10 protein-coding genes and 1 pseudogene are annotated in these 14,900 nt (G+C 42.2%); 8 read left to right on the top strand and 3 right to left on the bottom strand.

Features of this window, described 5'->3' with window-relative positions; translation table 11 throughout:
• The first annotated feature begins 489 nt into the window (after positions 1–489).
• The 4 genes from FTV38_RS15175 to FTV38_RS15160 all read left to right on the top strand — a co-directional run bounded on the left by FTV38_RS15175 (position 490) and on the right by FTV38_RS15160 (position 4,544).
• A complete protein-coding gene (locus FTV38_RS15175) occupies positions 490–1,935 on the top strand; it encodes an aldehyde dehydrogenase family protein (protein ID WP_180022914.1) in 1,446 nt (481 codons plus the stop codon).
• Positions 1,936–2,052: 117 nt separating this feature from the next.
• The gene (locus tag FTV38_RS15170; RefSeq protein WP_373685143.1) at positions 2,053–2,583 is read left to right on the top strand and encodes a DUF1287 domain-containing protein; all 531 of its coding nucleotides are present in this window, start codon (positions 2,053–2,055) and stop codon (positions 2,581–2,583) included.
• 367 nt (positions 2,584–2,950) lie between these two features.
• Positions 2,951–4,435: a sodium-dependent transporter gene (locus tag FTV38_RS15165; RefSeq protein ID WP_180022912.1), complete on the top strand. Its 1,485-nt coding sequence runs from the start codon at positions 2,951–2,953 to the stop codon at positions 4,433–4,435.
• 1 nt (position 4,436) lies between these two features.
• Positions 4,437–4,544: a methionine/alanine import family NSS transporter small subunit gene (locus tag FTV38_RS15160; protein WP_078194501.1), complete on the top strand. Its 108-nt coding sequence runs from the start codon at positions 4,437–4,439 to the stop codon at positions 4,542–4,544.
• Between the two features lie 78 nt (positions 4,545–4,622).
• Here the strand turns inward: FTV38_RS15160 and rsmB are convergent, their stop codons facing one another.
• Both rsmB and fmt read right to left on the bottom strand, forming a co-directional pair.
• Complete coding sequence (gene rsmB / locus FTV38_RS15155; RefSeq protein ID WP_180022911.1) at positions 4,623–5,930, bottom strand: 16S rRNA (cytosine(967)-C(5))-methyltransferase RsmB; 1,308 nt, start codon at positions 5,928–5,930, stop codon at positions 4,623–4,625.
• On the bottom strand, positions 5,930–6,889 hold the full coding sequence (gene fmt / locus FTV38_RS15150; protein ID WP_180005357.1) for a methionyl-tRNA formyltransferase: 960 nt from the start codon (positions 6,887–6,889) through the stop codon (positions 5,930–5,932). The genes rsmB and fmt overlap by 1 nt, the downstream gene beginning before the upstream one ends.
• 437 nt (positions 6,890–7,326) lie before the next feature.
• Here fmt and ilvD (FTV38_RS15145) point away from each other — a divergent pair, with 437 nt between their 5' ends.
• The 4 genes from ilvD (FTV38_RS15145) to FTV38_RS15130 all read left to right on the top strand — a co-directional run bounded on the left by ilvD (FTV38_RS15145) (position 7,327) and on the right by FTV38_RS15130 (position 13,270).
• Positions 7,327–9,156 (top strand): dihydroxy-acid dehydratase, encoded by a 1,830-nt coding sequence (gene ilvD, locus FTV38_RS15145; protein WP_111885144.1) that lies wholly within the window; start codon positions 7,327–7,329, stop codon positions 9,154–9,156.
• Positions 9,157–9,842: 686 nt separating this feature from the next.
• Positions 9,843–11,528 carry a dihydroxy-acid dehydratase gene (ilvD, locus tag FTV38_RS15140; protein ID WP_180009589.1) on the top strand — a complete coding sequence of 562 codons (1,686 nt, stop codon included), beginning with the start codon at positions 9,843–9,845 and terminating at the stop codon, positions 11,526–11,528.
• 151 nt (positions 11,529–11,679) lie between these two features.
• The gene (locus FTV38_RS15135) at positions 11,680–13,002 is read left to right on the top strand and encodes a hypothetical protein (RefSeq protein WP_180022910.1); all 1,323 of its coding nucleotides are present in this window, start codon (positions 11,680–11,682) and stop codon (positions 13,000–13,002) included.
• The gene (locus FTV38_RS15130; RefSeq protein ID WP_078191648.1) at positions 12,983–13,270 is read left to right on the top strand and encodes a chorismate mutase; all 288 of its coding nucleotides are present in this window, start codon (positions 12,983–12,985) and stop codon (positions 13,268–13,270) included. Before FTV38_RS15135 ends, FTV38_RS15130 begins: the two co-directional genes overlap by 20 nt.
• A gap of 64 nt (positions 13,271–13,334) precedes the next feature.
• Here the strand turns inward: FTV38_RS15130 and FTV38_RS15125 are convergent.
• Positions 13,335–14,661: pseudogene (locus FTV38_RS15125) on the bottom strand (ISNCY family transposase).
• Positions 14,662–14,900: the final 239 nt, after the last annotated feature.

The following is a 14,900-nucleotide window of genomic DNA, read 5'->3' as shown; positions in this document are numbered from 1 at the left end:
TACTTCATGTACAACCATCATTTTAAAGGCGAAGCTATAATCACGTTGTGTGCGTTTAACTCGTTGTTCTTGTGCATGTTCCATAAAATAAGTCTCTTAAGGTGTAAACTTATTTCAGGACGGGACAAAACATAGATTTAAAAAGCCCGTCATTTGATGGGCTTTTTTTATGTTGTACTCATATTTTTTTTGATTAATTTAACTTTGAAAAATTTATTAATGATTTGATAAATAATGTAATTAAATATTTTAAACAGCTTTTCTAATTTAATTTCATCGTTATATAGAGACTCGATCATACGGTTTTCAGTGCAAGCAGAGATCTGAAAATAGGGGATGATATTAAGGGCATTTAGGCAACCAAGTTTAAGGCTTGTGGTTCATTTTGTTACTTAAATATAGTGAACTCTGTGCTCAGTCAGCGCATGATAGAGGGCATAGATTTATTCACATTTATAAATAATGTCTCAAGATCATGGAAATATCGTCATGTCCAAAGCCGTACAAGATATAAAAGATTATCCGCTCTATGTTGCAGGTAAAGCAGCGACTACCGATCAGTGGTTAGAAGTGAATCAAAAATATACCCAAGACGTATATGCACGCGTTGCGCTCGCAGATGCTGCAACCATTGAAAAAGCCATTGATTCAGCGGTCAAATCTAGTGCTGCAATGGCGGCATTGGAACCTTTTCAAAAACAAAAAATTTTACTGCACTGTGTTAAACGTTTTAATGAAATGCGTGCAGAATTGACTGAAATTTTAATTGCGGAAGGTGGAAAACCGTGTAAAGCCGCAGCTGCTGAAGTTGAACGTTTAATTAATACCTTTCAAATTGCTGCCGATGCTGTCACACAGATGGATGATGGTCGCATGATCCCATTGGCGGTTACTGCAGCGGCATCTGGCTATCAAGGCATGGTCAAACATGTGCCGATAGGCCCTGTATCCTTGATCAGCCCGTTTAATTTTCCGATCAATCTGACTGCGCATAAAATTGCACCTGCCATTGCCGCAGGCTGTCCATTTGTTTTGAAGCCTGCAAGTTTGACGCCTATTTCAGCTTTAAAAATTGCGGAAGTTTTGGCAGAAACGGATTTACCTAAAGGTGCTTTTTCAGTTTTACCTTGTCCACGTGAACATGCAGATGTCTTGGTAACAGATGACCGATTTAAACTGCTCAGCTTTACCGGTTCCGATGTTGTCGGCTGGGATATGAAAGCGCGTGCGGGGCGTAAAAAAGTGACTTTGGAACTCGGTGGCAACGCTGCTGTATTGGTTGAGCCTGATACTGAAATTTCAGCGGCATTTATTGAACGCTTAGTCGGTGGGGCGTATAACCATGCAGGGCAGGTGTGTATTAGTGTTCAACGCATCTTGGTGCATGCCGATATCTATGCCGATGTGAAGAAAAAACTCGTGGCGAGAATGAAGCAGCTTAAAGCGGATGATCCACAGTTGGAAAGCACCATGGTCGGTCCAATGATTAAGGAAGCAGAAGCAACACGCGTGCATAAATGGGTCGATAAAGCAGTCAAAAAAGGAGCTAAAGCTTTGGTTCGTGGTGAACATCAGGGGGCTTTGCTCGATCCAATTTTATTAGAAAATGTCGATGAATCGCTAGAAGTGTATAAAGATGAAATCTTTGGCCCTGTAGCGATTTTAGAGAAATACAAAAACTTTGAAAAAGGTATCGCCAAAATTAATAGCAGCCGTTTTGGTTTACAGGCGGGCATCTATACGCAAAATTTGAATAAAATGTTGTATGCGTGGAATCACTTAGAGGTCGGTGGAGTGATTATTAATGACATTCCATCTTTCCGTGTTGATAACATGCCATATGGTGGCGTAAAAGATTCTGGCTTAGGTCGTGAAGGGATTCAGTCTGCCATTCGAGATATGCAAGAAGAACGCGTATTGGCGATAAAACTGTAGCAGTTTAAACTTGGGCTTGGTTCAGTATGGATCTGTTCGAAGCCCAGTTTTTGAATCATTTCAAAAAATCTAAAGTGAATAAGAAAAATGAAACGAATTTTATTATTGGTCAGTTTGATGACCGTGAATATGGCTGTCTTTGCCTTTAACGCCACTCAAATGGTGACGGATGCACGCAGTCAAATTGGGAAAACCTTATATTATGATCCTGCGTATACTGCACTGCGTTATCCAATGGGAGATGTCCCTTTAATCAAGGGTGTTTGTACCGACGTGGTAATTCGTGCATTACGACAGCAAGGGATTGATTTACAACAAACCATTCATGAAGATATGAAAGCCAATTTTAAGCAGTATCCACAAAAATGGGGCTTAAAAAGTACTGATAAAAATATTGATCATCGGCGTGTTCCCAATATTCAAACCTGGATGCAACGCCAGGGCTATGTAGTCAAAGATAAGCAGTATTTGGCAGGTGATATTGTCACTTGGGACTTAGGGCGTGGTTTAGTGCATATCGGTGTGGTTTCAGATCGTAAAATGAAAGGTAGCGGGGTTCCGCTGATCATCCATAATATAGGAGAGGGCACACAGGAAGAAGATCTTTTGCATGCCTATCAAATTACCGGACATTATCGAGTGAAATAACTTTAAAAATTTAATTGGAAATAAAATATTCCTAAAAGTTATATTATTAATAACTTAAATTGTATGAAAAATAAGCTGATTAAATGAACATTTAAGCCTAAACACATTATAAAAATGGAATATTTGCCGTAGAAATTACAGAAAAACTTAAAAAAAGTGAGTATTGTTAATTCATACAAAGGGAAAGTTATTTGTGGTGTTTTTAACCAAAATGCGCATGTGATTTTTCTGTTTGCAATTTGGTATAGACGCTCACAAGGTATCTCACCAGATCAAACACCCAGAATTTTATTTTTATGGTTCTTTTTTTGCTCGCGATATAACCATAACAAGCAGCAGTTAAAGATGCCTGAGGTTTAGGTGTTCTATGTCAGATAATCGTGAAAACTGGTCGGCACGATCAGGATTTATCATTGCCGCTATTGGTTCCGCTGTAGGTTTGGGAAACATTTGGCGTTTCCCTTACGTGGCGTATGAAAATGGTGGCGGTGCATTTTTAATTCCCTATTTAATTGCAATTTTTGCAGCGGGTTTGCCTTTATTGTTCTTAGATTATGCAGTGGGGCATAAATTCCGAAAAGCACCGCCAACTGCATATAAAAAACTTATGAACAGTGAGGCATTAGGCTGGTGGCAAGTGATGGTGACACTCATCATCGGGATCTACTATGCCAGCGTATTGTCATGGGCCGGTAGTTACATGTATTACGCCATTGGACAACAATGGGGCTCAGATACGGAAAGCTTTTTCTTTAAAACCTATCTACAAAATGGTGATGGCTTAACATTTGGTTTTGTTCCGACTTTATTTGTTGGTTTAGTCATTGTTTGGGCTGTGGTGATGTTCATTCTCTATGGCGGTGTACGTCGTGGTGTAGAACTTGCCAATAAAATTTTTATGCCGTTATTGATCGTGTTATTTAGCATTTTAGTCATTCAAGCATTGCGTCTACCGGGTGCGGCAGAAGGCTTAAATGCATTCTTTACGCCAAACTGGGAAGCGATGACCGACTATAAAGTATGGTTAGCAGCCTTTGGTCATATCTTCTTCTCGTTATCGATTGGTTTCGGGATCATGTTGACCTATGCGTCTTACTTAAAAGCAAAAACCAACTTAACCGGTTCAGGTGTAGTCGTTGCATTAGCCAACTCATCATTTGAAATCTTAGCGGGTATTGGCGTCTTTGCAGCACTTGGTTTCATGGCACAAAGTTCAGGTGTACCTGTAAAAGAAGTAGTATCTGGTGGTATTGGTTTAGCCTTTATTGCCTTCCCGAAAATCATTTCGAGTATGGGTGCGGGCGGTGATTTATTTGGTTTCTTGTTCTTCTCATCACTTGCTGTGGCGGGTATTACGTCAATGGTGAGTATTTTGGAAGTGCCAATCGCATCGTTCCAAGATAAATTGGGTTGGTCACGTAAAAAAGCTGTAACGATTGTTGCGGGTGGTTCTGCCATTGTATCAACCTTAATTTTCTCAACCCACAGTGCGATTACTTTCGTCGACATCATTGACTACTTTGCCAATAACATTGGTATTGTAGCGGGTGGTTTGTTCTCGATTATCTTGGTGTCTTGGTTCCGTCGTCCATTGCTTGCGCAATTACGTGATCATGTGAATCAATATTCAAGTATCAAATTGGGCTTCGGTTGGAACTTCTTATTAACGGTTGTTACTCCACTTTCATTATTGGTGGCTTTAGGCTTGACCATTAAAGACGTTGCATCTAAAGGTTATGGTGGTTATCCCGTAGACGTGTTATTGCCTGTAGCTGGTGTGGTCATTGCGTTCTTTGTGCTTGGTGCGATTGTATTTAGCTGCATGAAAGACCAAAACCCAGAGGAGAAATAACATGAATACATCTGCATTAATCATGATGATCATTTCAATGGTTTTACTTTGGGGTGGTTTGATCTTAGCGTCGATCCATTTAGCAAAACATCCAGATGAAGAAGATTAAGCTTCACCGCTGATAAAAAAAAGGAACCCTCGGGTTCCTTTTTTTTATGGGGTGCTTAAAAGCAACTTCTATTGCAGATTAAGCCATTTTCTGAATGCGGCAGTAGAAGAAGCCATCGCCATAACCCACTTTCGGGAAAAGTTGACGACCATGGATTTGTTCAACTCCCCAATCTGCTTCAATTTTAATTTCTTGGGCATCGGCATGATTGGCAAAGAACTCAACCATTTGCTGTTCATTTTCAGCTTTTAAAATTGAGCAAGTGATGTAAAGCAGCGTACCGCCGACTTTAAGCTGCTTCCACATGTTTTCCAAAATTTGCTTTTGTAATACTACTGTTTTCGCAATGTCGCCCGATTGACGTAGTAAACGAATGTCAGGATGACGACGCATTACACCGACAGCAGTACATGGCGCATCGAGCACGATACAATCAGCAAGCTCAGGAACAGTGTAAGTGATGGCATCGGCAGTTTGGATTTCGACATGTTTACCATCGAGAACCAAACGATCAAGGTTTTCAACTACACGTTTCAGGCGCTTTTCATCTTGGTCGAGTGCGATGAGTTTCTTCGGTTGGAAGGTCTCTAAAATGTGTGCAGTTTTACCACCGGGCGCAGCACAAGCATCAATCACAAATTTACCATCGAGATTTGGTAAGAGTGTTGCACACAGCTGAGCATGTTCATCCTGTACCGAAAAACCACCTGCTTCAAAGCCCGGCAAACTTGGAATATGTAGACTTTCATCCATCACAATACCGACATTAGAGAGTTCACAACGATGTGCATCGATGCCTTCATCTTCCAGAATATCAAGGTATTCATCACGGCTCACTTGGCGTGTATTGACACGTAAAGTCAGTGGCGCAATTTGTTTAAGCTCATAGCTGAGCTCGTCAAATTGTTCACCCCAGTCTTTTTTCAGACGTTTGGTTAACCAACTTGGTAAATTGGTGGCTTGTTCAAGTACGTCGTAGAACTGTTCTGTTTCACGTGTTGCACGGCGCAAAATTGCGTTGATTAAGCCACTTAGACTTCCCATACCCAATTGTTTTGCAGCTTCCACCGTTTCAGAAATTGCAGCGTGAGCCGCGACACGGGTACACAACAATTGATACAAACCAAGGTATAAACAGGTTTCAACCACTTGGTTATCTACAGGTTTAGACAGTAATGGTAAAGTCAGTTGTTTCAATGCGTACCATTGACGTAAACAACCAAGCACCAATTCATGGAATAACGCACGGTCTTTATCTGACACGATATTCATTTGCTGCGCGAGTACCGATTGCAGCGATTGACCATTTTGGACAGCCAATAACGTCTTCACTACCTGAGCACGTAAATTAAGGTCTCGGGTCGAGGCGTTGGGAGATTGCTTCATTATAAAATTTGTCCAATAGTCAATTTTTGGGTTTGTAAAATTTGTACAGGGTTGAGTGGTTTAGCACCCGGCCATTGCAAAGAAGTCAAAATAATCACGCTGCCATTGGCACAGGCAACGTGTATGCCTTTTTTATCGATGGCAATGATTTCACCTGCTTGAGCATTCGGTGCAGACGCAGCAGAAAGTTCAGAATGCCAAACGCGTAAATTGTTTTGTTCATCTAACTGAATAAATGCTACCGGCCACGGATTAAAGGCACGGATGTTGCGATCGATTTGTACGGCATCGATGGACCAATCAATTTTTGCTTCAGCTTTTGATAGCTTATGTGCATAAACTGTTAATGCTTCGTCTTGAACTTCACGGCTGTCTAAATATTGCTGCAATGTTTGTTCAGTGTCTAAAACGGCAGCAATTGCAGTTGCACCTTGCTCTGCAAGTTTGTCATGCAAAGTTGCAGAGGTATCCGTTGCTTCAATCGGGCAGATGGTTTTATACATCATGTCGCCAGTATCTAGTCCGGCTGCCATTTTCATAATGGTGACACCTGTTTCAATATCACCTGTTGCGATGGCACGTTGAATCGGTGCTGCACCGCGCCAACGTGGCAGCAATGAACCATGAATATTCAGGCAACCATATTTCGGGGTATCTAGCACGACTTGCGGCAAGATCAAACCATAGGCTGCAACCACCATAACATCGGCATTTAAGGCCTTTAATTCCGCTTGTGCGGCTAAACCTTCTTCAGTCGATGATTTGAAATGAAGGGGTTGGTAAACAGGAAGATGGTGCTCTAAAGCCAATTGCTTTACGGCAGAAGCTGTGAGTTTTTGTCCACGTCCAGCTTTGCGGTCAGGTTGAGTGTATACCGCAACAATTTCATGTTGTGTGTTGAGCAATGCAGCTAGTGCTGTTGCGGCAAATTCTGGCGTACCGGCAAAGATGATTTTCAAAATGAATGAACCGAATCTGTGTTGAATATGTGGATTATAGCAAATGATTAATGCGTAATTTAGAACATTAGAAATTGATTTTTGCAACTTTGAAGCTGTCCAAGCTCAATGATTTCATAACCCAAAATCGCAAATTTGCAATTTTTAAATAAATTATATTTATATAAAATTTAAAAATTATTCATGAAAGTTTTGTATTGTGCAGCCATTGATGGCGGTATAGTAGATTTCAGTTAAAAGATTTTTGTCGTCAAATCACTCGTTTTTATTGATAGACCCATCTGCCCAAATCTCAGCTTAAAAAGCCATCTTTAAAAACAATGGCTTGGTGTATGATAGGTTTAAAATTCGACTGATTTTACATCATTGTCAGTATGATTTAGCCAGAGTGAATCTGTAGGATTCATTTCAAGCTCAAACTTTGTTGGAAATATAAAATGCCTGACTATCGTTCAAAAACATCGACACACGGAAGAAATATGGCGGGTGCGCGCGGCTTATGGCGCGCAACTGGTATGAAAGATGAAGACTTTGGTAAACCAATTATTGCCGTCGTGAACTCATTTACTCAATTTGTACCGGGTCACGTTCATCTTAAAGACCTTGGTCAACTCGTGGCGCGTCAAATTGAGCAAGCAGGCGGTGTAGCCAAAGAGTTCAATACCATTGCGGTTGATGACGGTATTGCGATGGGTCATGACGGTATGCTGTATTCATTGCCTTCACGTGACTTGATTGCAGACTCTGTTGAATACATGGTGAGCGCACACTGTGCCGATGCCATGGTATGTATTTCCAACTGTGACAAAATTACTCCAGGGATGTTGATGGCGGCAATGCGTTTGAACATTCCAGTGGTATTTGTCTCTGGTGGTCCAATGGAAGCGGGTAAAGTTAAAATCCGTGGTAACGACAAAGCCATCGACTTAATTGATGCCATGATTGTGGCTGCAGATGACAACTATACCGATGAAGAAGTAGCAGAATACGAACGCTCTGCATGCCCAACTTGTGGTTCATGCTCAGGTATGTTCACCGCAAACTCAATGAACTGCTTAACAGAAGCATTGGGCCTGTCTTTACCGGGTAACGGTTCTACACTGGCAACACATGCAAACCGTAAAAAATTATTCGAACGCGCAGGCTCTTTAATTGTTGAATTGGCTAAACGTCATTATGAACAAGATGATTACAGCGTATTGCCACGTGAAATGGTGACCAAAGCCTCGTATGAAAATGCCATGACTTTAGACATCGCGATGGGTGGTTCAACCAATACCGTTCTACACTTGTTGGCGGCTGCCAATGAAGCGGGTGTTGATTTCACGATGGATGACATTGACCGTTTATCTCGCAAAGTGCCTGTTCTATGTAAAGTTGCACCTGCGAAAAACGACGTACATATGGAAGATGTACACCGTGCTGGCGGTATCATGTCCATTCTCGGTGAATTAGACCGTGCAGGCTTATTGGACACATCTGTAGGTACTGTTCACGAAGCAAGCTTAAAAGATGCTTTAGATAAATGGGACATTATCCGTACTGAAAATGAAGACGTTTACCAATTCTTCCGTTCAGCGCCGGGCGGTGTACCAACGCAAACTGCATTCTCACAAGATCGATATTACCAACGACTAGATGGTGACCGTGAAAATGGCGTGATCCGTAATGCTGAACATGCGTTCTCGAAAGACGGTGGCTTAGCTGTGCTTTACGGCAACATTGCGCTCGATGGTTGTATCGTAAAAACTGCGGGTGTAGATGATTCAATCTTGAAATTCAACGGTACTGCACGTGTGTTTGAAAGCCAAGATTCAGCAGTAGAGGCGATCTTGGGCAATGAAATCAAAGCCGGTGATGTGGTTGTGATTCGCTATGAAGGCCCACGTGGTGGTCCGGGTATGCAAGAAATGTTGTACCCAACCAGCTACTTAAAATCGAAAGGTCTAGGCAAAGAATGTGCATTATTGACTGACGGTCGTTTCTCGGGCGGTTCGTCAGGCCTGTCTATTGGTCACGTTTCACCTGAAGCAGCAGAAGGTGGTGCAATTGGTTTGGTGGAAGATGGCGATTTAATCGAAATTGATATTCCAAACCGTACCATCAACCTTGCTGTTGATGAAGCAACCATGGCCGCTCGCCGTGCAGCGCAAGAAGCCAAAGGTTGGCATCCAGTTGAAGAGCGTCCACGCAAAATTTCGAAAGCATTGAAAGCGTATGCAATGCATACCACGAGTGCGGCGAAAGGTGCAGTACGTGAAATCTAAACTTTAGATGTTTAATTAAAAAGCACTCCACATGGGGTGCTTTTTTAATTTACATCTACATAACTTGCATTGGATACGAGGAAATGTCATCCGCAACTGTCTGAGGCAAACGGTAATTTAAAAGTGAATGTTTCTGCGATCATTTTTTTAGTTGCAAACAGTTGCCGAGTTTTGCGGATGACAAATGGTTTTGGTTACTTTTGCCGAAACAAAAGTAACATACGAGCTCCGAAAATTAGCTTTTATAGAGGTAAGACTCCGCTGTAATCAGCTTTTAAATGAAATAATGGGACAATAATTCTAAGTTATAGATTTCTTAATCTGATTAAAAATAATGTTTCTTGAAGCAAATAAATAAAATTTAATAATTAGTGGATGTCATTAAAATTCTAAAAAGACAGCCTCGAATAGTAGCTATAATTTATATGGCTTTGTGTAGGCAATCCCTTACTTTTGAAAGATCAAAAGTAACAAAAATCTTTTGTTCTCCTGATATGGCATCCCTGCCATACAGGAAAACAGCGACATCCATGTCGTTTTGTCATGTGATTGAATGGTATTGCATGCGCTAAAAATCTTTTTTGTTGAGATGTAATTTCTTTTACATGCCGAGCGCTTTCTATACAATAAATTTAAAAGAACCCGCCAAAGCTGAAGCCAAAATCAGCCATCGCCAAGGAACAACAATGAGTAAAAATAATATCCGCGAACATTCTGCTCCTGTTTATGAAGGCATAGAGAATGCGCCTGCACGTTCCATGATGCGTGCCACGGGCTTCCAAGATGCAGACTTTAAACGCCCATTTATTGGTATTGCTTCGACTTGGGCCAATGTCACGCCGTGTAATATGCATATTGATGGCTTGGCGCGTGAAGCTGAAAGTGGGGTGAATGCTGCAGGCGGGAAAGGCATTATTTTCAATACCATCACCATTTCTGACGGCATTTCCAACGGTACAGAAGGCATGAAGTATTCATTGCTATCGCGGGAAATCATTGCCGATTCCATTGAAGCTGTGTTGGGCTGTCAGGCCTATGATGGCGTAATTGCCATAGGCGGCTGCGACAAGAATATGCCAGGCTGTATCATGGGTTTGGCGCGATTAAACCGTCCGAGCCTGTTTATTTATGGTGGCACCATCAAACCCGGAGCAGGGCATACCGATATGATTTCGGTATTTGAAGCAGTCGGTCAGCACGCCAAAGGCGAAATCAATGAAATTCAAGTGAAGCAGATTGAAGAAGTCGCGCTGCCGGGGCCGGGTTCGTGCGGCGGTATGTATACGGCCAATTCGATGGCTTCAGCGATTGAAGCCTTAGGCATGAGCTTGCCAGGTTCATCGGCGCAGGAAGCAGTTTCAGCAGATAAAATTGAAGATTGCCAACGCGCAGGTGAAGCCGTGATGAACCTGCTGCGTCTCGATATTAAGCCGCGCGACATTATGACCAAAGCCGCTTTTGAAAACTCGATTAAAGTGCTGATTGCTTTAGGCGGTTCAACCAATGGCGTACTGCATTTGATTGCCATGGCGCATACCGCAGGCGTGGAACTGTCTTTGGATGATTTTGTGCGTATTGGCAAAGATATTCCTGTGGTGGCCGATGTGCGCCCATCGGGTAAATATTTAATGTCGGAACTGATTGCCATTGGCGGCATTCAGCCGCTCATGAAACGCATGCTGGATGCCGGCATGCTCGACGGTTCTTGCCTCACCGTTACGGGCAAAACTTTGGCGGAAAACTTAGCCGATGTAGAGGATTATCCTGAAGGACAGCAAATTATTTTGCCGTTTGATGCGCCAATTAAAAAGGATTCACATTTGGTGGTACTCAAAGGAAATTTGTCGCCGACGGGTGCAGTGGCTAAAATTACCGGTAAAGAAGGGCTGTATTTTGAGGGGCCTGCGCGGGTATTTGAGGGTGAGCAGGGTGCCATGCGCGGTATTTTAGATGGCGAAGTACAAGAAGGTGAAGTGGTGGTGATCCGCGGTGTTGGGCCGAAAGGCGGGCCGGGTATGCCGGAAATGTTAAAACCGACTTCAGCGATTATTGGTAAAGGTCTAGGCCAATCTGTTGCACTGTTGACTGATGGGCGTTTCTCGGGCGGCAGCCATGGTTTTGTGATTGGGCATGTGACACCAGAAGCCTATGAAGGAGGCCCAATTGGCTTGGTTAAAAACGGCGATAAAATTTCAATTAACGCTGAAACCCGTGAAATGACTTGGCATGTGGCTGAGGATGAAATTGCTGCACGTCGCGCGGCCTGGGTCAAACCGAAACCAAACTATACCCACGGCGCTTTGGCTAAATTTGCCAAGTTGACCTCTGGTGCGGAAAAAGGTGCGGTGACTGACCTAAATCTAGACGTCTAATCCATTGTTAAACATTGAACATTCAGCCCTGACTTGATATAAGTTTTGCACAAGGCTTATATCTCATTTAAAACAGCTTCATAATAGAAGTTGAATTTTAAGCATGTGCTGGCAGGTTCGGTACAATTCATCATTTTGAGGCAAAAAACGCATGTCACTGTTACGCCGTTGGTTCGATCCAATCCGATCGAGTTGGTTTTATCAGAAACCGACCCGACAAGCGGTGTTACCCACGGAACAAGGTCTGAGTGTTTATCTTCGACTGGATGATGTTTATAGCTATTTGGCTGCGCAGCAACTGCCTCAATTAGAAGAAATTCTCAGTGATGAAATTAAACCACTGAAAGTGATTATTTGTCGTCAGAGTGCTGAACCTCCTAATCAAATGTCATCGATAGAATGGCAACAATATTGTCTGAATGATGCCCAAATTTTAGCGCGGCAGCATCGTTTTAGTTTTCATGAAACACCTGAACAACCGACCGCCGAAGCTTTAGAACAAGCCGAAATTATTCTAAAAAATACGCCATTACGCGGCCAAGATTTTCTTTATTTACTTGAAGATGTGTTCCACATGCTGTGGCAAAAGCAGTATGGCAAGCTGAGAACACTGTATGCGATGGCCAGCCGTCATCATAAAGCTCAAGATTTTCCTGAACGTATCTTTACCGATACCCCGATTTTATCGGGCTATTTTGAGTTTGGTGAACGTAAGTACCATGCTGTAGATGATTTACTGCGTTTAACGCGCCGTTTAAAACAACAAAAACTCCTGACAGATAACCCGATCTTTATGATCAATCATATTGAATGGCGTGAGCACCTGATCAGTGATGCAGAAGAGTTGAATGAAATTCAGGGACTCGATCCTGAGCTTGATCTCTACATCGCGATGGAAGATCCGATTTCATGGTTACTGTTGGCTTATATTCGTGAGGAATTGGCGGACTATTATAATATTCAGTTGAATGTGTATCCATTGTCGTATCACGGTCGTGATTTGTTTGACTGGAGTTTGGCAACACGTCTGTCTAAACGGACCGAAGTTAAGTTCACGCCATTTTGCCGGCCTACAGAAGCTGCGACATTAGCTATGTCACAGCTTTACTACAGTGCGCCCGAAGAGCAGCGTATTGATGCGATGTATCGCATTTTGGAGGCTGTATGGACCAAAGGGCGTGATTTATCCTTCAAAGCACATTTTCAGGCTTTACAGTATGAGTTAGAGATTTCTGAACTGCCTACTAACGATATTGCTGAAAAATTAAAAGAAAATGATATGCACTGTGAGATGAAGTCACAGCCCGATTTTCCTGTTTTAGAATTACGTATTGCAGGTCAAAGCTATGTATTTAATAGCTTATACCGCGTATGGATGATTGAAAGTATTTTCAGTAATGTGTTAGAAGAGAAGTATAAAAGTGAAAACACCGCTGAAAGTGAAGCCAGAGAAGATGAAGAAAGAAAAAGTTGAGTCATTAGAGCAAGCCCGCGCACAGATTGATGTGATTGATCAGGGAATTATTGAGCTCATTGCTGCACGTCAGTTTTATGTTGATCAAGCGGTGCGTTTTAAGCGTTCAGTACAGGATGTTCAATCACCAGAACGTGTCGAAGCGGTGATTAGTAAAATTCGTCTACAAGCCACAGAGCACGGTGTAAATGCAGATATTGTGGAACGTTTATACCGCGATATGATTCAGCATTTTATTCAACGTGAGTTGAAAGAGATTCGACCATAGTTAGGGCGGATTTGATGTTATTCCCAAGTAGAAATGTCCTACCTAATAACCAAATAGAAATGTCCTATATGGACATTTCCAAGTCAAGCACAGGATTTAGATTTCGTTGTTCAATCGCTGTTTTCTGTGCTTGTCTACGTGGCATCTTTTGAGAACGATTGCGTTTGTTTTGGTGTTCCAGTTGTTCATGCTGTTGTTGAATATGTGCCAGCACAGAACCCAAACGTTTATTCTCAACGATCTCTCTCTGGTTGAGCTGACTTAATTTATCAAAGATGCTGTAATTGATTTTTCTTCCCTGATATTCAATGGCTACAGTACCATCCGGATATTCCAAGAACTCAAGATACTTGCCGACCAATCTTTGATTTTCTTCGCTGTTTTCCAAGATATATACGCATTTATCATAAGTAATCGTCAAGCTGTTCGTGACCCTGCGGGGTTCACGCCAGGTAAAAACATCATCTAATTCTTCGGCTGTTTCAGCGATAGGCCGATGTAGATCCTTGGAATTAAAAGCCATCTTGGCGAATTTACGATTAAATTGCTCAATAAAGCACGGCAGCCACTTATTGGCATCTGCAATTGAACTTGATGCCTTCTAGACGCATCTCCTTAATCAGACGATCCTGAAGTGTTCTATTCGCTCGTTCTACACGACCTTTGGCTTGAGGGGAGTTAGCAAAAATGATATCGATATTGAGAGTGCTCAGAACACGTCCAAACTGGGTAATCTTGGTGTCTTTCTTGCTACTTTGATTCACCCTAAAAACTGAATGTTTGTCACTGTAAAATGCCAATGGCTTACCATGCTGTTCGATATATAAACGTGTCGAAATCATATAGTCAAAGGCTGACTCTGACGCACAGAAGCGTAAATGCTGCAATTTTCCTGTGGCATCATCGATAAATACCAGTAGGCAGCACTTGGCAGAACGGCCTTCAAACCAATCATGGTGTGAGCCATCAATTTGGATCAATTCACCATAACAATCTCGGTTATAACGAGGCTGATATGGTCGTTTCAGGCGCTTGCAGCGAGGGATCCATAAATCGGCTGCAATCATCCAAGAACGTAGTGTTTCCACTGAAATATCAAATCCATGAACAGTGGTGAGCTTTTCATGCGCTAAAGTGGGTCCGAAACCATAAAGTTGATCTGAAACAATATTGAGACACTTAAGTCTGAGTTCTTCAGGAAGTTTAGAATTGCTGATTTGGCCACGAGCGGCATGGGCTAATGCAGCGGGACCTTGAGCTTTGTATTTCTGCAGTAAGCGTCTGATCTGACGTTCTGAGATATGAAGTAGCTGAGCAGCCTGAGGTTGAGTTATGCGTTGATCGCAGATTTCTTGCAAGACCGACAATCGTTTAAGTTCTTTATCCGACATAGACACCAACATATCAAACCGTCCGCTTCGATAATCGCAAAAGCGCATATTCTAAAAGCGGACATTTTTACTTTGGAGAAACCGGACATTTCTACTTTGGGCTTACAAAAGCTGTTATTCACCAATTAAAATGTCTATGCGATAAACCATTTAAAATGTCCTGTTTTTAACCACAAGAGTCAAGCACAGGATTTAAGTTTCTTTGTTCAACAACAGCTTTCTGAGCTTTACGACTTGGC

Source organism: Acinetobacter sp. YH16044 (genome assembly GCF_013417145.1).
Classification (GTDB): Bacteria; Pseudomonadota; Gammaproteobacteria; order Pseudomonadales; family Moraxellaceae; genus Acinetobacter; species Acinetobacter amyesii.
The sequence above is the reverse complement of the archived record's forward strand: the minus strand, read 5'-3'. Positions and strand labels throughout refer to the sequence as shown.